15 protein-coding genes and 1 pseudogene are annotated in these 19,961 nt (G+C 71.9%); 7 read left to right on the top strand and 9 right to left on the bottom strand.

The window, feature by feature from the left end; translation table 11 throughout:
* Positions 1 to 40: 40 nt before the first annotated feature.
* A complete protein-coding gene (locus AB0B35_RS01315; RefSeq protein WP_361039276.1) occupies positions 41 to 1,093 on the bottom strand; it encodes a DUF6348 family protein in 1,053 nt (350 codons plus the stop codon).
* 334 nt (positions 1,094 to 1,427) lie between these two features.
* Here AB0B35_RS01315 and ligD point away from each other — a divergent pair, with 334 nt between their 5' ends.
* Positions 1,428 to 2,867: a non-homologous end-joining DNA ligase gene (gene ligD / locus AB0B35_RS01310; protein ID WP_361039274.1), complete on the top strand. Its 1,440-nt coding sequence runs from the start codon at positions 1,428 to 1,430 to the stop codon at positions 2,865 to 2,867.
* Positions 2,868 to 3,096: 229 nt separating this feature from the next.
* Here the strand turns inward: ligD and AB0B35_RS01305 are convergent, their stop codons facing one another.
* Positions 3,097 to 3,630 carry an EF-hand domain-containing protein gene (locus tag AB0B35_RS01305; protein WP_191841069.1) on the bottom strand — a complete coding sequence of 178 codons (534 nt, stop codon included), beginning with the start codon at positions 3,628 to 3,630 and terminating at the stop codon, positions 3,097 to 3,099.
* Positions 3,631 to 3,840: 210 nt separating this feature from the next.
* Here AB0B35_RS01305 and AB0B35_RS01300 point away from each other — a divergent pair.
* Positions 3,841 to 5,085: pseudogene (locus tag AB0B35_RS01300) on the top strand (NAD(P)/FAD-dependent oxidoreductase); the annotation flags it as partial.
* Positions 5,086 to 5,305: 220 nt separating this feature from the next.
* On the opposite strand, the gene AB0B35_RS01295 reads toward AB0B35_RS01300, so the two are convergent.
* From AB0B35_RS01295 to AB0B35_RS01285, 3 genes are all read right to left on the bottom strand, one after another.
* Entirely contained in the window at positions 5,306 to 6,763 is a 1,458-nt protein-coding gene (locus AB0B35_RS01295) for an MFS transporter (RefSeq protein ID WP_361039271.1), read from the bottom strand.
* 83 nt (positions 6,764 to 6,846) lie between these two features.
* On the bottom strand, positions 6,847 to 7,326 hold the full coding sequence (locus AB0B35_RS01290; RefSeq protein WP_361039269.1) for a MarR family winged helix-turn-helix transcriptional regulator: 480 nt from the start codon (positions 7,324 to 7,326) through the stop codon (positions 6,847 to 6,849).
* A gap of 35 nt (positions 7,327 to 7,361) precedes the next feature.
* Positions 7,362 to 8,033 carry a nucleoside monophosphate kinase gene (locus AB0B35_RS01285; RefSeq protein ID WP_361039267.1) on the bottom strand — a complete coding sequence of 224 codons (672 nt, stop codon included), beginning with the start codon at positions 8,031 to 8,033 and terminating at the stop codon, positions 7,362 to 7,364.
* A gap of 80 nt (positions 8,034 to 8,113) precedes the next feature.
* Here AB0B35_RS01285 and AB0B35_RS01280 point away from each other — a divergent pair, with 80 nt between their 5' ends.
* Complete coding sequence (locus AB0B35_RS01280; protein WP_361039265.1) at positions 8,114 to 9,475, top strand: FAD-binding oxidoreductase; 1,362 nt, start codon at positions 8,114 to 8,116, stop codon at positions 9,473 to 9,475.
* A gap of 7 nt (positions 9,476 to 9,482) precedes the next feature.
* Entirely contained in the window at positions 9,483 to 10,718 is a 1,236-nt protein-coding gene (locus tag AB0B35_RS01275; RefSeq protein WP_361039262.1) for a cyclopropane-fatty-acyl-phospholipid synthase family protein, read from the top strand.
* 1 nt (position 10,719) lies between these two features.
* Here the strand turns inward: AB0B35_RS01275 and AB0B35_RS01270 are convergent, their stop codons facing one another.
* The 4 genes from AB0B35_RS01270 to AB0B35_RS01255 form a co-directional block, all read right to left on the bottom strand.
* Positions 10,720 to 11,184: an ATP-binding protein gene (locus tag AB0B35_RS01270; RefSeq protein WP_361039259.1), complete on the bottom strand. Its 465-nt coding sequence runs from the start codon at positions 11,182 to 11,184 to the stop codon at positions 10,720 to 10,722.
* 192 nt (positions 11,185 to 11,376) lie between these two features.
* Complete coding sequence (locus AB0B35_RS01265) at positions 11,377 to 12,483, bottom strand: amidohydrolase family protein (RefSeq protein WP_361039256.1); 1,107 nt, start codon at positions 12,481 to 12,483, stop codon at positions 11,377 to 11,379.
* Positions 12,471 to 13,832 (bottom strand): glutamine synthetase family protein, encoded by a 1,362-nt coding sequence (locus AB0B35_RS01260; RefSeq protein ID WP_361039254.1) that lies wholly within the window; start codon positions 13,830 to 13,832, stop codon positions 12,471 to 12,473. Before AB0B35_RS01260 ends, AB0B35_RS01265 begins: the two co-directional genes overlap by 13 nt.
* 153 nt (positions 13,833 to 13,985) lie before the next feature.
* A complete protein-coding gene (locus tag AB0B35_RS01255; RefSeq protein ID WP_361039251.1) occupies positions 13,986 to 15,929 on the bottom strand; it encodes a hypothetical protein in 1,944 nt (647 codons plus the stop codon).
* Positions 15,930 to 16,140: 211 nt separating this feature from the next.
* Here AB0B35_RS01255 and AB0B35_RS01250 point away from each other — a divergent pair, with 211 nt between their 5' ends.
* The 3 genes from AB0B35_RS01250 (at position 16,141) to AB0B35_RS01240 (ending at position 19,959) form a co-directional block, all read left to right on the top strand.
* A complete protein-coding gene (locus tag AB0B35_RS01250; protein WP_361039249.1) occupies positions 16,141 to 18,219 on the top strand; it encodes a PQQ-dependent sugar dehydrogenase in 2,079 nt (692 codons plus the stop codon).
* Between the two features lie 208 nt (positions 18,220 to 18,427).
* Positions 18,428 to 19,489: an N-acetylmuramoyl-L-alanine amidase gene (locus AB0B35_RS01245; RefSeq protein ID WP_361039246.1), complete on the top strand. Its 1,062-nt coding sequence runs from the start codon at positions 18,428 to 18,430 to the stop codon at positions 19,487 to 19,489.
* Positions 19,490 to 19,557: 68 nt separating this feature from the next.
* Positions 19,558 to 19,959 carry a PPOX class F420-dependent oxidoreductase gene (locus AB0B35_RS01240; protein WP_361039244.1) on the top strand — a complete coding sequence of 134 codons (402 nt, stop codon included), beginning with the start codon at positions 19,558 to 19,560 and terminating at the stop codon, positions 19,957 to 19,959.
* The last annotated feature ends 2 nt before the right edge of the window (positions 19,960 to 19,961 follow it).

Here is a 19,961-nt window from a genome sequence, read left to right as displayed (position 1 = left end):
CCGATGGGGACGGACGACTCAGCGTCACGTGCCGCGCGTGCTAGGCGGGCACGAGCATCGCGAAGATGCGGAACGCGGCCATCTGCTGCGGCAGGTCGTCGCGCTGCTCGGGGACCGTCGCCATGCCGGCCGGGCAGGGCTCGTTGTCGAGCAGCACCTCGTTGGTGATCAACCGGCCGTTCTGGTAGCACAGGAACACCCGCAGTCCGTGTGCCTGCCGGCTGAGCGGCACGGCGTGCAGTGCGGTCAGCACGGCACCGAAGGCGTCACCGGCCGGCGGGATGTCCTGTGCGAAGAAGCTGATCTGCGGGCCGACGCAGACGTCGAACGGGCCGGAAGGGTGCTCGTACCGCTCCCACTCGACCTGGTCGGTGTGGGCGGCGCGGTCCACCAGGGCGGCGAGCAGGACATGCAGGCTGCTTTCGGCGAACATCGCCGTGCCGCGATCGATGGACGCCCGCCAGGTGTCCCCGTGCGCGGCGACGCTCTCCACCAGCCGGTCGACGGCGAGCGCGGGGTGCTGTACCGCGAAGTCGAGCTGGCCCAGCACCATGGGCGCCGGGTGGGTGATCAGGCTCGCGCCGAAGCGCAGCTCGCCCGCGTACCAGCCGTGTGCGTCGTGGCCGGTGGTCAGGCCATGGCCGTCGAGCAGCTGGGCGAACCGCACACCTGGCGAGGGCACACCGCCGTCGCCCGGCTCCGCGGGCGGGAGCGGGCTCGGCAGGTGAGTCGCGCTGAAGACGAGGTCTTCGAGCTTCGAGTCGGGCATCTGGTTCACGGCGTTGACCTCGGCGCTGCGCAGCCCGATCTGCTTCAGCTCCTCGTGGGTCGGGTGCTGAGCGCGGGCGTGGGCCGCCCGGAAGACGGGGTCGCTGTCGAGCGGCCGACGCCCCTCGCCGTCGACGACGTCCGGATCGAAGGTGCAGGCCCGCAGCAGGTACCGCCCGAACACGATCGGCAGGTACGTCACCAGGCGCTCGGCAAGCCAGTCGGCCACCCCCTGCTCGCGCAGCACGGCGACGATCTGGTCCTCGTCGTGGTCGGGGTGGTTGAGGAAGGCGGCGATCCCGGCGGCCACGGCGGCGTCGAACATCACGCGAGGATACAAGCCAGTCTCGGGTACGCGGCTATCCGCGTCGATCATGAACTTATGGCACGGCTCGACGGTGTGTCCCTGCCCCAAGTTCATGATCGACCGTGGCGCATGCGCTGGACGACATGGCGCGGTGACGGGTCACATCTTTTTTGATGTGACCACATCAAAAAAGATGTAGCTGCGCACGTGAGCGGTGCCGGTCCGCCCGTGGCGGCGAGTTCACGTGCCAACCGGGCCGGCTGCGCATGCAGGGCGTCTTCGGGCCGGAGAAATACCGGCCGCATGGGCAAACCCGGCCCACGCGGCGACAGCGCCGAGGTAGAACTGCACTGTGGCCGACAAGCTCGCGCCGTACCGGGGGAAGCGGTCGGCGGCGCGTACGCCCGAGCCGGTGCCCGCGGCCGGGCCGCTGCCGCGCGGGCACGACGACACCTTCGTCATCCAGGAGCACCACGCCCGAGCGCTGCACTGGGACTTCCGCCTGGAGCACGGCGGTGTGCTCGTCTCCTGGGCCGTCCCCAAGGGCCTGCCCCTGGATCCGAAGGACAACCGCCTGGCGGTCCACACCGAAGATCATCCGCTCGAATACGCGAACTTCGCCGGTCACATCCCCGAGGGCGAGTACGGCGGGGGCGAGGTCGCCATCTGGGACCGGGGCACCTACGACCTGGAGAAGTGGAGCGATCGCGAGGTCAAGGTGGTGCTGCACGGGCACCGCGTGCAGGGGCGCTACGTGCTCATCCGTACCAGGGGCACCCAGTGGTTGATGCACCGCATGGACCCGCCGCCGGCCGACCGGACCGCGCCACCCGATCTGGTCCGGCCCATGACGGCGACGCTGGGGGAGCTGCCGTCGAAGGCGCAGGACGGCCGCTATGGCTACGAGCTGAAGTGGGACGGGGTGCGGGCGGTCGTCTACGTGGAGGGTGGCCGGGTGCGCGCCATGAGCCGCAACGACCTCGACGTCACGGCGGCGTACCCGGAGCTGCGGGCGTTCGGGGAGGCGCTCGGGTCGACGACTGCAGTGTTCGACGGGGAGCTGGTGGCTTTCGACAGCTCCGGCCGCATCTCGTTCGGCGCGCTGCAGCCCCGGATGCACGTGCAGGACGCGGCTCGGGTGCGGCTGCTGGCCGCGCGGACGCCGGTCACGTACGTCCTCTTCGACCTGCTGCACCTGGACGGGCGGGACACCACGAAGCTGCCCTACCGGCAGCGGCGCGAGCTGCTGGAGGGCCTGGGTCTGTCGGGGGCGCACTGGGACACGCCGCCGTACACCGAGGGCGGCGGGACGCGGCTGCTGGAGACCTCGCGCGAGCAGGGTCTGGAGGGCGTCGTCGCGAAGCTGCTGGACTCGGCGTACGAGCCGGGCCGGCGGTCACGGGCGTGGATCAAGGTGAAGAACCTGCGTACGCAGGAGGTGGTCATCGCCGGGTGGCGGCCGGGGCAGGGCAATCGCGCGGACACGATCGGGGCGCTGCTGCTGGGGATTCCGGGGCCGGACGGGTTGCGCTACGTCGGCTCGGTCGGCACCGGTTTCACCCGGCAGATGCTCGACGATCTGCGGCAGCGGCTGTCCATGCTGGAGCGCAAGACGTCGCCGTTCGCGGCCGGGCCACCGATCCGTGAGGCGCGCGGCGCGCACTGGGCGACGCCGAAGCTGGTCGGCGAGGTCCGCTTCACCGAGTGGACCCGCGACGGCCGGCTGCGCCACCCGGCCTGGCGCGGCCTGCGCCCGGACAAGTCCGCGTCCGATGTGGCGGCCGAGTCCTGACCATGCCGCACACCGTCGCCCGAGCGGCCGCGGCAGCGGGCTGCTCGGGCGACGCCGGATCGGCCCGCTGCCGCGGCGGCCGCGGGCCGGACGACGAGCTGCCGACCCGCCCTCGCGCCGCCTGCCCGCTGACGGCTTTATCGCCGCAGGTCGGAGCCCTGCGGTGTTAACAAGGTGCCCTTCCTCTACGCATAGCGATAAGAAGGTGCCCTTCCTTCGTGGGCCTTTGTCAGCGGCCTAGGAGGGGGATGTCGAGGAGGCCGGCGTGGTAGTCGCGGACGGCCTGGGCCAGTTCGTCGATGCTGAGCTGGCCGTCGTGGTTCTCGTCGATCTGGTCGAAGGCTTCCTCGGCGTGGGGCTTGGTGACGCCGATGGCCTCGATCCAGCGGCGGAACTCGGCCGGGTTGACCTGGCCGTCGCCGTCGGTGTCGCACAGGTCGAGGGTGGCGCTGATGGTGGGGCGCAGCACGGTGCTGAAACCGGTGTTGCCCATCAGGATGATCTCGGTCTGCGCGATGCGGTCGAACTGCTTGGCCGACAGCGTGTCCTCGGGGGCCAGGCTCGCCTTGGCGGCCAGGTACTCCCACATCGCCAGGTATGAGTCGAGCACGGCCCGGCCGCGTGGGGACTGCTCGTCCTCGCCGAAGGCCGCCACGATGCGCCGGCCCTCGGCCTCGAAGTCCGACCGGTCGACGTGGCCGTTGCCGTCGGTGTCCCACAGCCGGAACCGCCGCGCGAGCCGTTCGCTCCGAACGTCCAACATGTGTCGCACCCCCTGCTCTGCCGGCGCGAGCGCCGATCCAAAACCGAAGGCCGTATGGGAACCGGGTGAGCCACGCGGAACCCGAGGCCTGTCAGGACATTACCAAGCGCGAGGAACCGGCGGCGGAGCGTTGCCATTCTGTGACAGAGTGTGCGCGAGAGCTGGTCAGGGCAGGTTTGCCGAACGCCGTCCCGGGGAATGGAGTCAGCCATGGCCCGGCCTCGCATCGTCATCGTCGGAGCGGGATTCGCGGGCTTCCACGCTGCCCGCAGCCTGTCGCGCAGCTCCCGCGGCCACGCCGACATCACCCTGATAAACCCGGCGGACTACCTGCTCTACGTGCCGCTGCTGCCCGAGGTGATGGCGGGCCTGCTGGAGCCGAGGCGGATCACGGTCTCGCTCGCCGCGACACTACGCCACGTGCGGCAGGTGCCCGGCATGGTCACCGCCGTCGACCTGGCGAACCGGCGGCTCGCCTACACGGGTCCCGAGGGCGCGCGCAACGCGCTCGACTACGACCGGCTGCTGCTCACTCCGGGCAGCGTCAACCGGCTGCTGCCCATCCCGGGCGTCGGCATGTACGCCCACGGGTTGCGCGGCATGGCCGAGGCGATGTTCCTGCGCGACCACATCACGCTGCAGGTGGAGCTGGCCGCGCAGGCCACCGACCCGGAGGAGCGCCGCGCCCGCTGCACCTTCGTCGTGGTCGGCGCGGGCTACACCGGCACCGAGGTGGCCGCGCACGGGCAGCTGTTCACCGACGCGCTGGCCAGGTCGCTGCCCCGGCTGCGGGAACGGCCCCGCTGGCTGCTGCTGGACACCGCCGAGCGGGTGCTGCCCGAGCTGGATCCGCGGCTGTCGCGCACCGCGGCGCGGGTGCTGGCCCGGCGCGGCGTCGACGTGCGCACACGCACCTCGGTGCGCCAGGCCGAGGCCGAGGGTGTGCAGCTCACCGACGACTCGTACGTGCCTACGCGCTCGCTGATCTGGTGCGTCGGCGTACGCCCCGACCCGCTGGTCGACGGCCTCGGGCTGCCGTCGGTGGACGGCCGCCTGATCGTCGACGAGTACCTCGCCGTGCCGGGCCACCCCGAGGTGTTCTCCTGCGGCGACGCCGCCGCCGTGCCCGACCTGACCCGCCCCGGCCACCACACCCCGATGACCGCCCAGCACGCCGTACGGCAGGGCCGGGTCGCCGCGCACAACATCGCCGCCTCGTGCGGGGTCGGCGCCCGCAAGCCGTACCGCCACCACGACCTGGGTTTCCTGGTGGACCTCGGCGGCTGGGACGCGGCCGCGAACCCGTTCGGCGTGCCGCTGTCCGGCCTGCCCGCGATGGCCGTGACCCGCGGCTACCACCTGCTCTCGCTGCCCGGCAATCGCGCCCGGGTCGCCGCCGACTGGCTGCTCGACGCGATCCTGCCCACCCCGTCCGTGCGCCTCGGCCTGGTCCCGCCCCAGACCGCCGAACTGGACATGGCCTGCGAGCCCGTCCCCGACCCCGGCCGCCACGCCGCGCAGCCGTCCCCCCAGATCCCCGCCGGCTTCATCCCCGCAAACGACGACCGGCGCCCACCCCGCTCGTCATAGACTTTGCCCTATCTCACCCAACCCGGGCGAGTAATTTCGATGAGCTAGGCCAACGTCTATGGAAAAACGTTCATGGAAACCGGAGTCAGGCGGTGGCGGGCAGGGTGGAGTGGTCCGGTAGCGGCTGGGTGGTGTGGTGCGGGTTGCGGAGCAGGGCATACGCGACGAGGAAGGCGGCCGTCAACAGCCCCGCGCCGACGGTGTACGCGAGCCGGTAGCCGCCCGTCAGCGCCTCGGCCTGGCTCGCGCCCCCGGCCAGCGCGTGCCCGGTGTGGCCCGCGGCCAGCGTGGACAGCACCGCCACGCCGACCGCCATGCCGATCTGCTGGGTCGTGTTGAACAGCCCCGAGGCGAGTCCCGCGTCGTCCGGACCGGCCCCGGACATGCCGAGCGTGGTCAGCGCGGGCAGCGCGAGCCCGAACCCGGCGGCCAGCAGCATCGCCGGGAGCAGGTCGATGACGTACGACGCGTGCACCGGGATGCGTGCCAGCAGCCCCAGCAGCACGATCAGCAGCGCGAGGCCGGTCAGCAGTACGCGGCGCTCGCCGAAGCGGGTGTTGAGCCGGGCCGAGACACCCAGCGACACCGCGCCGATGATCAGTGCGGCCGGCAGCATCGCCAGCCCGGTCTCGCCCGCGCCGTAGCCGAGCACCTTCTGCAGGTAGAGGGCGGTGATGATCTGGAAGGAGAACAGCGCGGCGACCATCAGCATCTGCACCAGGTTCGCCCCCGTGACGCTGCGCGAGCGCAGGACCCGCGGCGGCATCAGCGGCCGCCGCGCGGTGGCCTGCCGGACCGCGAACGCCGCCAGCAGCAGCGCCGCGACCGCGCCGGTGGTCAGCGTCGGCGCCGACGTCCAGCCGTTCTCCTCGACCTTGACCACGGTGTAGATGCCCAGCATCAGGCCGGCGGTGACCAGCAGCGCTCCGATCACGTCGGCTCCGGCGGCCAGGCCGAGTCCGCGGTCGGCGGGCAGCACCGCGACGGCGACGGCGAGGGCGGCCACGCCGATGGGCAGGTTGATGAAGAAGATCCAGTGCCAGTCGAGGGCGTCGGTGAGCACACCACCGAGCACCTGGCCGAGTGAGGCCCCGGCCGCGCCGGTGAAGCTGAACACCGCGATCGCCTTGGCCCGCTCCGCCGGGGCCGGGAACAGGCTGACCAGGATGCCCAGGCCGACGGCCGCGGCCATGGCACTGCCGACGCCCTGCAGGAAGCGGGCGGTGATGAGCAGGGCCGGGGTGTCGGCGACGCCCGCGAGCAGCGACGCCGCCGTGAACACGGCGGTGCCGGCCAGGAAGAGGCGGCGGCGGCCGATGAGGTCACCGAGCCGCCCGGCCAGCAGCAGCAGGCTGCCGAAGGCGATCAGGTACGCGTTGACGACCCAGCTCAGGCCGGCGGGGGTGAACCCCAGGTCCTGCTGGATGGCGGGCATCGCGACGGTGACGATGCTGCCGTCGAGGACGGTCATCAGCAGCCCGGTCGCGATCACCCCCAGGGCGATCCAGCGGGAGCGGGACGGGGCGGACGTGGACGTGGACATGCGGTCCTCCTGTGGACGGTGCCGTTAGGAGAGACCGTAGCGGATAGTTTCGTTGCAGACAATCTTTTACGGAACTGGACTGGCTACTGGCGGGCCCGCCGCACCGGTGCGGAGGACTCGGCCGGGGCGGACAGATGTCCCGTGACCAGGCTTTCCAGGGCGCGCAGCAGGGTCTCACGCTGGGTCGCGGGCAGGGCGGAGAGGGCCTGCTCGTGTACCCGGTCGACGATCTCCTGGCTGCGGGCGGCCACCTTCGCGCCCTCCGGGGTCACCGCGATGATCCGGGCGCGCCGGTCGATGCTCGACGGGCGGCGCTCGGCCAGGCCCGCCTTCTCCAGCGCGTCGACGGTGACCACCATCGTGGTCTTGTCCATGTCCCCGATCGCGGCGAGCTGGATCTGGGTGCGCTCCTCCTCCAGGGCGTGCACCAGCACGCAGTGCATCCGCGCGGTCAGCCCGATCTCGGCCAGCTCGGCGGCCATCCGGGTGCGCAGCACGTGGCTCGTGTGGTCGAGCAGGAAGGACAGGTCGGGGCTGGTGCGGGTGGGCGCCATCGCGGTCATGCCCGCCAGTGTACGCCGAATAGATCCGTAGCAGATTATCTGCGCCGGTCAGCCTGCGGTTTGCGTACCGGCTGGGGCAGGCCGAGCTGCTCGCGGATGGCCCGCTGCACCGCGCTCTTGGCCGCCGTGGCGTCCACGCTGATCACCAGCTCCTTGCCGCGGAACAGCTCCAGCGCCGGATCGGTCTTGGCGTGGTAGTCGGCCAGCCGGGCGGCCAGCGCCTCCTCGGTGTCGTCGGCCCGGGTGACCAGCTCGCCGCCGCACGCGTCGCAGCGGCCCTCGCGGGCCGGGCGGTGCTCGATGAGGTTGTAGTCCATGCCGCAGTTCGAGCACAGCCGGCGGGCCAGCACGCGGCGGCGCACCTCGCTGTCGGGCAGGTCGAGGTGGATCACCGCGTCGACGTCGTAGCTCTCCAGGAAGAACTGGGCCTGGCGGCGGTTGCGGGGGAAGCCGTCGAGGATGAAGCCGTAGTTCCAGTCGTGCAGCGCCAGCCGGTCGCGGACCACGGTCTCGGTGGTGCTGTCGTCGACCAGCTCACCGGCGTTCATCGCCCGGCGGACCTGTGCGCCGAGCTTGGTGTGGTACTGCACGTGCCAGCGGTAGACGTCGCCGACGCTGATGTGCACGAGGTCGAAGTCGGCGGCCAGCTGCTTGGCCTGGGTGCCCTTGCCGCTGCCCTGAACGCCCATGATCACGTACTTGCGCACACCTGAAGTCAATCACGGGCGGGCATCGGAGTTGAGTGATTTATGACGCCCGGCACACCGGGCGGCGGTACGTTGCGAGCGTGGGGCCATCCGTTGAGGACCATGCCGGTGCGGTACGCGCGCTGAAGGCGCAGTACCAGGCCCTGCCCCGCACGGAACCGGTGCGGCTGGCCAAGCGCACGTCCAACCTGTTCCGTTTCGGCCGCCCGGAAGCCGGGCCGGGGCTGGACGTCAGCGCGTTCGACTCGGTGATCTACGTGGACGAGACCGAGCGCACCGCCCAGGTGCAGGGCATGGTCACCTACGAGCGGTTGGTCGACGAGACGCTGCGCTTCGGGCTGATGCCGCTGGTCGTGCCGCAGCTCAAGACCATCACCATCGGCGGGGCGGTGGCGGGGCTGGGCATCGAGTCGTCGTCGTTCCGCAACGGCCTGCCGCACGAGTCGGTGCTGGAGATGGAGATCCTCACCGGCGACGGGCGGGTGGTCACCGCCCGGCCCGACAACGAGCACGCCGAGCTGTTCCGCGCCTTCCCCAACTCGTACGGAACGCTCGGTTACACGCTGCGGCTGACCATCGAACTGGAACCGGTGCAGCCGTACGTGCGGCTGCGGCACCGGCGCTTCGACAACGCCGCGGCCTGCTTCGCCGCCCTCGACGAGCTGTGCACGTCCGGCCGCGACGGCGACGCGCGGGTCGACTTCCTCGACGGCACCGTCTTCCACGGCCGCCAGATGTACCTGACCATCGGCACCTTCACCGACACCGCGCCGTGGACCAGCGACTACACCGGCCAGGAGATCTACTACCGGTCGCCGTCCCGGCGGCCCATCGACTACCTGGGCGTCCGCGACTACCTGTGGCGCTGGGACACCGACTGGTTCTGGTGCTCGCGCGCGTTCGGCGCGCAGCATCCGCTGGTACGCCGCGTGTGGCCGCGCCGCTACCGGCGCTCCGACGTCTACCACCGCATGGTCGCGTTCGATCGCCGCCACGGCCTCAGCGCGCGGCTGGACAAGGTGCGCGGGCGCCCGGCACAGGAGGCGGTGGTGCAGGACGTCGAGGTGCCGGTGCGCCAGGGCCCGGAGTTCCTGGACTTCTTCCTCGACGAGGTCGGCATCACCCCGGTGTGGCTGTGCCCGCTGCGGCTGCGCGATCCCGTGCCGTGGCCGCTGTACCCGCTCAAGCCCGATGACCTGTACGTCAACTTCGGCTTCTGGTCCAGCGTCGCGCGGCGGCCGGGCCAGGCCGCGGACTTCCACAACCGGCTCATCGAGGCGCGCGTCGACGCGCTCGGCGGGCACAAGTCCCTCTACTCCACGGTGCACTACCCCCGCGAGGAGTTCTGGGAGCTCTACAACGGCCCCGCGTACGCGGCGGTGAAGGGCGAGTACGACCCCGACGGTCGGCTGCCAGACCTGTACGACAAGTGCGTTCGGTGAGGTCGAGATGAGCATTGCGAAGGTGGTCCAGGGGCTCGTCACGGGCCCGGTCCCGGTGCGGTTCTCCGCGTTCGACGGCAGCGAGGCGGGCCCGTCCGACGCCGCCGTCGGTTTCGAGGTGCGCAGCGAGCGCGCGCTGTCCTACCTGGTCACCGGCCGCCACGAGCTGGGCCTGGCCCGCGCGTACGTCTCCGGCGACCTGGAGGTGCACGGCGACATGTACGAGGCGCTGGTCGCCGTCAACGGGCTCAAGCTGGACCAGTCCTGGTCCGGGCGGTATCAGGCGCTGCGCGACCTGGGCGGGCTGCGGCTGCTGAACCCGCCGCCCCGGCCGCCGATGGAGGCGCGGCTGCATGGCCGGCGGCACTCCAAGGAGCGCGATCAGGCCGCGATCTCGCACCACTACGACGTGTCGAACAGGTTCTACGAGTGGCTGCTCGGCCCGTCCATGGCGTACACCTGCGCGGTCTTCCCCGACGCGGCCGCGACCCTGGAGCAGGCCCAGTTCGCCAAGCACGACCTGGTCGCGAAGAAGCTCGATCTCCAGCCCGGTATGCGCCTGCTCGATGTGGGCTGCGGCTGGGGCGGCATGGTCATGCACGCCGCCCGCGAGTACGGCGTGAAGGCGCTCGGGGTGACCCTGTCCCGGCGGCAGGCCGAGTGGGCGGCCAAGGAGATCGCCGAGGCGGGCCTGTCCGACCTCGCCGAGGTGCGCCACCTGGACTACCGCGACGTGCCGGTCAGCCACTACGACGCGATCAGCTCGATCGGGCTCACCGAGCACATCGGCCGGGCCCAGTTGCCCGGCTACTTCCGGTTCCTGCAGCAGCGGCTGCGCTACGGCGGCAGGCTGCTCAACCACTGCATCACCCGGCCCGACAACCGCGACCCGGGACGCTACCGGCGCACGTTCATCAACCAGTACGTGTTCCCCGACGGGGAGCTGGAGGGCGTCGGGCACCTGATCGGCGTGATGAACGCCAACGGCTTCGAGATCCGCCACGAGGAGAACTTCCGCGAGCACTACGCGCTGACGCTGGCCCAGTGGTCGGCGAACCTGGAGCGGCACTGGGCCGAGTCCGTCGAGGAGATCGGGCAGAGCCGGGCCCGGGTGTGGCGGCTCTACCTGGCCGGCTGCCGGCTCGGCTTCGAGCGCGACCAGGTGCAGCTGCACCAGGTGCTGGGCGTACGCCTCGACCCGAAGGGCGCCGGCGGCATGCCGCTGCGGCCGAGCTGGCCCTGAGTCAGCGCGGCCCGGACGGGGCCCAGATCTTCGCGGTGACCGTGGTGCCCAGCGTGCTGGAGTCGATGGTCAGCCGCTCCGAGAAGCACCGGGCGATCCACAGCCCCCGGCCGGAGGTCTGCGTGCCGGTCGGCGGCTGCCAGCCCGCCGTGTAGGGCCGGCTGACCCCCGGGCCGACATCACTGACCTGGCAGAACACCCAGCCGGGGTAGCGCGACAGCCGCAGCCTGCCGCGCCCGTCGGCGTGCATCACGACGTTGACGACCAGCTCGGTGGTGACCAGCTCCAGCGCCCAGCCGACCGGTTCCGGCAGCCGCCACGCCTCGCCCAGCTCGTGGATGCGCTGCCGGATGCCGCGCAGGTCGACGCGGTTGAACGGCCCCTCCACGAGCACCTGGTCGTGCGGCGTCATCGGGGTCGGGCCGGTGGCCGTCTCGTGCCCGGCCGCCTCCTCGTGCTCCGGCACGGGCGGGGCGGGAGGGGGCAGCAGGTTCCGCCGGGGCCTACGGTACGGAGCGGTACCAGCGGGGGTGCCGTAGCGCGTTCTGGCGGCGGGGTTCATGTGTCACCTCGATCCGGTGGGTGCGGCTGACCTCTGGCCCATACCCATTCCCTCACGTTTTGATCGTCTACCCGGTGGCCGGTGTGCCGGGCCCGATCAGCCCAGCCGGTAGACGCGGGCGGCGTTGCCCGCGCCGATCTGCTCGGCGATGCGCCGCGCGTCGGCCGCGCTCGCCGCGCCGTCGTCGACCGCCTCCGCCAGCACCAGCCCGAGGCTGTGCCGCAGTTGCGCGGCGGCGATCAGGTACAGCTCCGGCAGGCCGTACGCGTCGGAAGAGTAGAGCAGCTTGCCGAACGGGGCCAGCTCCAGGAACTCGCCCAGCACCGCCGTGGCCCGCGCGCCCAGGTGCGGCACGGTCAGGCCCAGGTCGGCGTGCACGTGCGGGTACACCTGGGCCAGCCAGCCGGCCTGGCGGTGGTACGGGTAGCAGTGCAGCAGCACCAGCGGCACCCCGTGCGGCAGGGTGGCCTCGCAGAACGGCTGCAGCAGCGCCGGGTCGGCGCGGGCCAGCGCCGCGTCCCGGTCGCCGAAGCCCGTGTGCACCTGGATCGGCAGCCCGGCGTCCACCGCGCTCCACAGCAGGTGCCGCAGCAGCACCGGGTCGGTGAGCCGCCCGCCGTCGCGCAGCCAGCGGGCCGCGGCGGCGGTCACCTCGTGCGGCTCCGGGCGCGCCGGGTCCAGGTCGAGGCCGTGCCGGTACGCCGCGATCGACTTCGTCGCCACCGCCTCCAGCCGGGCCTCGTCGAGCGCGACGGCGAACGCGGCCGCGAACCCGGCAGCGTCCGTGCCGGGCGCGACCTGCTCGGCCAGCAGCTCCAGGCGTACCACGGCGTGGGTCGGCGCTGCTGCCAGCGTGCCCAGCACGTGGCGGTCCACCAGCCCGCCCGTGACCGGACCGGTGTCCACCAGCAGCGCGGACAGGTTCGCGGCCCGCAGCAGCCGCGTCGAGACCTCGTCCGGCCCGAGCCTGCGCCGCCGTCGCAAATACTCCGCGACCGGGGCGTGCGCGGGCAGGTCCAGCACCGGCGCGCACCAGCGCCGCAGTGCCAGGCCCACCCGGCTGTCCAGGTAGGACGTGCCCGGTGCGGGCGGCTCGTCGGCCTCCGTGCACCACAGCTCGAACGCCGCGTCGTCCAGCGGAGCCACGGTGATCGCGTGGCAGTGCCCGTCGATCAGCGGCAGGTCCGCGGTCAGTAGCGCCATCGCACCGCCGCCACCAGGTCGGACGGGCTGAGCCTGCCGAGCGTGTCGGCCTCGGCGCGGTGCACCGCGCCGAACGCGTCCAGCAGCGGCTCGCCCAGCATCGCGACCAGGCCCGCGTCGGCTCGCAGCCGCTCGGCCGCCAGCGCGGGAGAGTCCGGCAGCCGGGGCGGGCGGCGCGCCTCGGCCAGCGTGAACGGATCGACCCGCACCTCGTCGGGCAGCCGCATCCCGGCGCCGGCGGCGTCGGTGGCCAGCGCGCACACCGCCCCCGCCACCAGGTACGGGTTCGCCGAGGCGTCCACGCACTTGATCTCGGCGTTGGCGGCGGTGTCCCGGCCACCGCTCGCGCCGGTGACGAAGCGCAGCGCCGCCTCCCGGTTCTCGTGCCCCCAGCACTGGTAGGCCCCGGCCCAGCGCTGCGGAGCCTGGCGCAGGGCGCTGGCCGGGCTCGGCGCGCCCAGCCCGGCCAGCGCGGGCAGCCGCTGCAGCACCCCGGCCAGCACCGACTCGCCGCGCCGCGTCATCCCGTACGGGCCGTCGCCGCCCGCGAACAGGTTCAGCCCGCCGGCCCAGACCGAGAAGTGCAGGTGCATACCGTTGCCGACCTGCTCCACCACGGCCACCGGGGCGAACGAGGCACGAAACCCGTGGCGGAACGCCAGCGCCCGGATCGTCTCGCGCACCAGCACCACACGGTCGGCGGCGGTGACCGGGTCCGCGTGCGCGACCGACACCTCCAGCTGCCCAGGGCCGTACTCGGGATGGAACTGCTCCACCGCCACCCCCTGCGCGGCCAGCGCCGCGAGCAGGTCCCGGCCGAAGTCCGCCAGCTCCGCCAGCCGCGCCATGCCGTACGCCGGACCGTCGCCCGCGGGCGTGCCGTCGGGCCGAGCCAGGTACCACTCGATCTCGAAGGCCATCCGCAGGTGCAGTCCCGCCGCGTGGCCGCGCTCGACCATGCGCTTGGCGAACAGCCGCTGGTCCACCGGGTACGGCTCGCCGTCCTGGGTCCACCGGTCCACCGGGGCCCAGGCCCAGCCGGGCATCGCGCCGAGCACGGTCAGCGCGTCCAGGTCGGGATGCAGCCGCAGGTCGCCGACCGGGCCGCCGATCAGGTCCCCGGCGGTGATCGCGTCATCGACGCAGAACACGTCGTGCACCGGCGACATGCCCACGCCCCACGCGGCGGCGTGGTCGAGGCGCTCGGTCGGCACCGACTTGACCCGGGTCACCCCGGCGTTGTCGACCCAGGTCAGGGCGACGGCGTGGATGCCCGAGGAGGCCAGCCGGGCGGCGGCGGCCCGTGCGGCGGCGGCGCGCGCGTCGCGGTCCAGCACCGGCTCCCACATGCCTGAATTCTCGCTGCCCGGCCCGGACCCCGCGCCGTGGACGGCCGAAATCGACCGTCCCGTTCGGCCACCGCGAGCCGGTGGGCATGATCGCCGTTCCGGGTCACGACGTGCGGGTGGCCCGCACTTGTCGTCCCGAAACGGCGATCGTCATCAGGGCCGGCGTGCGGGCGGCCAGTCGAAGCCGAGTGCCTCGGCCGCCTCGGCGCTGCCGCCGGAGAGCCACTCGGGGCGGCGCGGGTCGGTCTCGGCGAGCTGCCGGACCAGCTCGTCGGCGACCGCGTCCGGCTCGCCCGGCGGCACGTCGAGGACCGCGACGAACTGCAGCCACGGCTCGTCGTCCAGGGCCGGGCGGCGGGGGTGGAGGTACGACACCTGCACCCGGCCACAGTCGCGCGGCCAGGTCGATATCCAGCCGAGATCGCAGTCCCACCGGCCGAGCAGGTCCGGGTCCGCCCGCAGCCGGGCCCGCAGCAGCCGGGCGACGGTCCGGTCGGGCCACTCCCAGGAGTGGTCGTTCTCGGCCCGGTGCACCTCGGCGTCGTAGTCGGCGGCGGCGAAGCGGAAGACTGGCAGGTCGAGGCCGGTCCGATCGGGGTCGCGCCAGTCGCGCCAGACGACCTCGCCGCCCCGGCGTTCGACGGTGACGTAGAGCGCCCCGCAGCAGCCCTCGGTGCAGTCCGCCTCGGCCAGCCGCACCTCGTGCGGCTCGTCGGCCGCCCGCAGCCGGTGCTCCGGCCCGAGCAGGTATTCGGGCTGCTCCGACGGTCCCTTGTCGAACGCCTCCCTGATGATCGGGCGACCGTCGATGAAGACCCTTGTCTCGACGCCGCCGTTGCGCCCGGGGTCGCCCACGTGCACCCGGATCGCGAAGGTGCTCCGTCCGCTGTCGGGTCGCGTCATCTCGGTCTCCTCAGCAGTGGCCGATCCGGCCGGTAACGGAGTCTGTCGGCAGTTGATGCGGGTGGCCAGCGCCCACTGCGCCCGCCGGCGGCTCATCGGGTCTGCCGACTGCTCGGCATCCGCCCGAACGGCGGCCCAGGCGGGCTCGTCGAGCAACCCGTCGAGCGTCGCCCGCATCGCTGCCGGTTCCCCCTCGGGCAGGTCGAGCGTGGCCGCCTGACCAGCGTGGAGATCGGCGAGCACGGTCACGACCAGCGCATACCGGTCCAGATCCGGCCGCATTCTCCCGGCCGCGCCCGCGAACCCGGCCAGCGCCGCCGCCGCGCCCGCGTACCGCCGCAGCTCAGCACTCCCGGCCTCATGCCCCATCAGCGCCACCAACACCCTGCCCACCTGTGCGACGACCTCCCCCTCCCCACCCGAGCGAAGGAAGGGCACCTTCCCATCGCCATCTGTAGAGGAAGGGCACCTTGCCATCGGCGTATCGGCGTTGAGCAGGGCGGCGAGGTCGACGGTTTCGGCGACTGCTCGAGCGTGGACGACGGAGGGCCCGTCGGGGCGTACGCCTTCGCGCAGCAGCCAGGCGAAGGTGGCCGGCTCGGCCAAGGTGCACAGCGCTTCGACGGCTCGCGCGTGGTTCATCGGGTCGGATCGTTCGGCCAGCCAGATCAGGTCGTCGGCGGTGCCGGGGATCTGCCGGAGCACACGGATCGCCGACTCGCCGAAGTGCCTGCCCAGCAGGCCGAGCAAGCGTACCGGCAGCACGTCGTCCGGACCGGCCGCTCCGGCGAGCAGGATCAGCCCGACCAGGACCTGGCCGCGCTCGGTGCCCGTGCAGGCCAGATGTCGTCCGACCCGGTGCCGCCAGCGCGGGTCGAAGGAGGCGACCGCCTCCAGCAGCGGCCCGTGGCCGCGGGACGGGGCGACCACCGACCGCAGCGCCTCGGCCAGCGGGAACCGTGCCCGGGCGGGGGACGGTTCGGCCCGATAGGCGGAGGTGAGCAGGTCGACGATCGCCTGGTTGCTCTCCGCGGTCCGTCGCTCGGTGCGGGGCAGCGCGCGGTAGCGGTCCTCGTCCGGATACGGCCGGCCGGCTTGGGGCAGCGGGCCGTCGGGATGGGTGAAGTGCAGGAGTTCGGCGTGTTCGAGAATCGTCCGGGGTGCGAGCGCCTCGCGCTCGTCCACCTGGGTCATCGGACCGGGGACAGCTCGATTCCGTGTGTCATGGCGAGCACCCTGCCACAGCCGGAGCATCCCTCGCCAGTCGATTGTGCCGTTCCGCTTAAACGGACAAACAGGCCGTAATTTGTAACAATGGGCGTGTAATACACAACAGCCCCCAAAAGTCTCTGTACCCTCGCCCGAGTTGCGTGAGGTGACGACACGACCCCGGGGGACAGCCCGCATGAACGCTCGCAAGATCGCGCTCGCCGGCGAGTCCATCCTGGTCGCGGTCCTGCTCACCATCATGGGTGTGGTCGCCGCGTGTGAGCACGTCGGCGGCCCCGTGCTGCCCGCCACGTCGGCCCCGCTCGGCCCGGTCATCACCGAGCCCGAGACCGACGGCGCGCTGCTCAGCGGCGCGGACGTGCACATGGAGACCAGCCCCATGCAGGACGTCGACGCGGGCAGCGAGCACGTCTGCACCGACTGGGAGATCTGGACCGCGCAGCCGCACGAGCGGGTCTGGTTCGCCGGCTGCATCGGCGGCGTGCAGAAGACGCACACCCACTTCGGCGACGGCGTCTTCGAGAACTCCTTCGCACAGCGCCGTGACCTGCCCGGCGACCGCGACTACGAGCTGCGGGTGCGGCACAAGGACAGCAGCGGCAACCCGGCGACGGAGTGGAGCCCGTACACCAGCCGGCCGTTCCGGACCGACAAGGAGCGAAAGCCGCTGCCCGGCGCTCCGCAGTGGGTGGTGGCCCAGCCCGGGTACAAGGTCGAGGAGGTGGCGTCGGGGTTCGAGCTGCCGGTGAACATCGCCATGGTGCCCTCGCATGCCGTCGCCCCCGACAAGCCGATGTTCTACGTCACCGAGCTGTACGGCACCATCAAGGTGGTGCGCGGCGACCTGAAGGTCGGGGTGTACGCCAAGAACCTGCTGAACTGGAACCCGTACGCGGACTTCCCCGGCACCGGCGAGATCGGCCTGACCGGGGTGGTCGTGGAACCGACGACCGGGGACCTGTTCGCCAGTATGCTGTACCAGGCCGGGGCGGAGTTCTTCCCGAAGGTCGTGCGCATCCACAGCGAGGACGGCGGCCTGACCGGCAAGACCGTCACCACGATCCTGGACCTGAAGGACGACCCGCTGGTCGCCTCGCACCAGATCTCCAACCTGACCATCGGGCCGGACGGCAAGCTGTACATCCACATCGGCGACGGGTTCGTGCCCAAGAGCGCCCGCGATCTCACCGACGCCCGCGGCAAGGTGCTGCGGGTCAACCTGGACGGCTCCGCGCCCGAGGACAACCCGTTCTACGACCCGGCGGACAAGAGCAAGGTCAAGGATCTGGTCTTCGCGTCGGGCTTCCGCAACCCGTTCGGCGGGGCGTGGCGAGCCGCCGACGGCCAGCACTACTCGGTGGAGAACGGCTCGACCAACAACGACCGGCTGGCCCGGATCGTCAAGGGCGGCGACTACGGCTGGAACTCGAACACGTCGAGCCTGAAGAAGAAGGCGCTCTACAACTGGGCACCGACGCACGCGCCGGTGGGCATCACCTTCATCCAGAAGGAGGGCAACCAGACCGCCGGCTTCCCGGACACGAAACTCGGCAACGCCTTCGTGTCGGAGAGCGGCCCGACCTATGGCACCGGCCCGCAGCTGCGCGGCAAGCGCATCGTCGAGTTCACGTTCAACCAGGACGGCTCCGTCTCCAAGCCGAAGACCCTGGTCGAATACAACGGGTACGGCAAGACGACGGTCGCCGGGATCGCGGCCGGCCCGGACGGGCTGTACTTCTCCGGGCTCTATCCCGACCAGGGTTACAACCCGATCCTGTCGACCGCGAAGATCTACCGCGTGCGGTACGCGCCGCAGGCCGCCGGGGCCAAGCCGAAGCCGGTCGCCGCGAAGGAGTCCTGCACCGACGGCGACCTTCAGGTGATCGCGCGGGCGTCGAAGACCGAGGTCAAGGGTGGCACCCCGATCGGCTTCACATTGGTGATCAAGAACCTGTCCAAGCACACCTGCAACCGCGACATCGGGGCCGACGCGCAGGAGCTGTTCCTGATGCACGGCACCGACAAGGTCTGGTCCTCGGACCACTGCGGCGCGCCGAAGGGCAAGCAGGTCACCGCGCTGGCCGCGGGCCGCGAGATGGTGTTCACCGTGCAGTGGAACGGCAAGTCGAGCAGCGCCTGCGCGAAGAACCAGGTGCGGGTGGCCACCGGGCCGGTGCCCGCGGCGGGGTCATACCAGCTGTTCGCCAGGGTCGGCACTGATCGCAGCGTGCCGGTCTCGATCAAGATCAAGTGATTCGCCCGACCCGCTGACCCCTCCCGCGTCCGGCCTGCCGCCGGTGACGACACCCTGCGCCGCTTCCCGGCCGTGTCGTCACCGGCGGTGGTGTATCCGAGGTAGGAAAACTACGGAGATCCAAAGAGTTCGGTAGACATCTTTCTTTGATCTATCGAACGTCGTTATAGTCGCGCCGAGCCGACCCCCACCACCCTGAGAGGTGCTCATGCTCGGTAACCCCTCCGTGCGCCGCCGCACCCTGCTGGCCGCCGCGGCCGGTCTCGCGGCCGCCCCGTTCGCGGCGAGCCCCGCCTTCGCCGCCAACCCGAAGGTCTACCTCGATCCCGGACACGGCGGCACCGACCCCGGTGCGGTCGCCAACGGGCTGCAGGAGAAGACGCTCACCCTGAACATCGCCCTGCAGATCCGCAACATCCTGCAGGCCAACTACGCCGTCGACGTGCGGATGTCGCGCACCACCGACGCCACCGTCAGCCTCGCCCAGCGCACCGACGACGCCAACGCCTGGGGCGCGGGCATCTTCGTCAGCGTCCACATCAACTCCGGCGGCGGCACGGGCTTCGAGAGCTACCGCTACCTGACCTCCGACACGGCCACCGTCAACCTGCACAACGCCATGCACTCGCGGGTGCTCTCGGGCATGCGCACCGCCGGTTCGGTCACCGACCGGGGCCTGAAGACGGCCAACTTCCACGTGCTGCGCGAGTCGAACATGCCCGCGGTGCTCACCGAGAACCTGTTCATCGACACCGTCGCCGACGCCAACCTGCTCAAGAGCGCCGCGTTCCTCACCGCGACCGCGCAGGGCCACGCCAACGGCATCGCGTCGTACCTGGGCCTGACCGCGCCGCCGCCGGCCTTCAGCACCATCGTGGACAACGCCACCGCGGGCCGGTTCACGGCCAGCGCCAACTGGGGCACCTCGACGTTCTCAGGCCAGCGGTACGGCGCCGACTACCGCTTCGCCAACCCGGTGCTGGCCAGCGACTCCGCCTGGTTCAAGGTGAACATCCCGGCCACCGCCAACTACCGGGTCGACGTCTGGCACGCCGCCGACCCCGGCTACAGCAGCTCCGCGCCGCACGTCGTGGTGACCACGGGCGGCAACCAGACCGTTCACCTCGACCAGCGCACCGGCGGCGGCGCGTGGCGCTCGCTGGGCACGTTCAACCTCGCCGCGGGCGACTACAACGCCGTCGGCGTCAGCCGGTGGACCAGCGCCACCGGCTACGTCATCGCCGACGCGGTGCGGGTCACCCGCGTGTAGGCGCGCCCGAAGCTCCGTCCATGCTGTTGGATCGGTGTGGACGGAGCTTGCGACGGCGGGGGAGTGCAATGGACGGCGGCGGACGGGACCTCTCCAGCGCGGGACTGCTCTTCCTCGCGGAGCGGCGGCTGGCGACGCTGACCACCCTGCGGCCCGACGGCAGCCCGCACGTCACCCCGGTCGGCTTCACCTACGACCCGGCGACCGGCCTGGCCCGGGTCATCTGCGACGGGGCCAGCCGCAAGGCCGCCAACGCCCGCCGCAACCCGGCCGTGGCGCTGTGCCAGTTCGAGGGCCGCTTCTGGCTCACCCTGCAGGGCGAGGCGACGGTCACCGGCGACCCGGAGCGGGTCGCCGACGCCGTCGCCCGGTACACCGCCCGCTACCGCGAACCCCGGGTCAACCCGAACCGCGTCGCGATCGAGATCGCCGTGACCCGCCTGCTCGGCGACGCCTCCTTACTGGCCTAGCG

Source organism: Catellatospora sp. NPDC049133, assembly GCF_040648455.1.
Classification (GTDB): Bacteria; Actinomycetota; Actinomycetes; order Mycobacteriales; family Micromonosporaceae; genus Catellatospora; species Catellatospora aurea.
This window is presented reverse-complemented; position numbering and strand designations above follow the sequence as displayed.

Bases quoted from the DNA above. Each gene is read 5' to 3' on its own strand.
- AB0B35_RS01265 (WP_361039256.1), bottom strand. From the start codon at position 12,483: ATGGCGCTACTGACCGCGGACCTGCCGCTGATCGACGGGCACTGCCAC.
- AB0B35_RS01260 (WP_361039254.1), bottom strand. From the start codon at position 13,832: ATGTGGGAGCCGGTGCTGGACCGCGACGCGCGCGCCGCCGCCGCACGG.
- AB0B35_RS01305 (WP_191841069.1), bottom strand. From the start codon at position 3,630: ATGTTGGACGTTCGGAGCGAACGGCTCGCGCGGCGGTTCCGGCTGTGG.
- AB0B35_RS01245 (WP_361039246.1), top strand. From the start codon at position 18,428: ATGCTCGGTAACCCCTCCGTGCGCCGCCGCACCCTGCTGGCCGCCGCG.
- AB0B35_RS01275 (WP_361039262.1), top strand. From the start codon at position 9,483: ATGAGCATTGCGAAGGTGGTCCAGGGGCTCGTCACGGGCCCGGTCCCG.
- AB0B35_RS01250 (WP_361039249.1), top strand. From the start codon at position 16,141: ATGAACGCTCGCAAGATCGCGCTCGCCGGCGAGTCCATCCTGGTCGCG.
- AB0B35_RS01295 (WP_361039271.1), bottom strand. From the start codon at position 6,763: ATGTCCACGTCCACGTCCGCCCCGTCCCGCTCCCGCTGGATCGCCCTG.
- AB0B35_RS01315 (WP_361039276.1), bottom strand. From the start codon at position 1,093: ATGTTCGACGCCGCCGTGGCCGCCGGGATCGCCGCCTTCCTCAACCAC.
- AB0B35_RS01290 (WP_361039269.1), bottom strand. From the start codon at position 7,326: ATGACCGCGATGGCGCCCACCCGCACCAGCCCCGACCTGTCCTTCCTG.
- AB0B35_RS01240 (WP_361039244.1), top strand. From the start codon at position 19,558: ATGGACGGCGGCGGACGGGACCTCTCCAGCGCGGGACTGCTCTTCCTC.
- AB0B35_RS01255 (WP_361039251.1), bottom strand. From the start codon at position 15,929: ATGACCCAGGTGGACGAGCGCGAGGCGCTCGCACCCCGGACGATTCTC.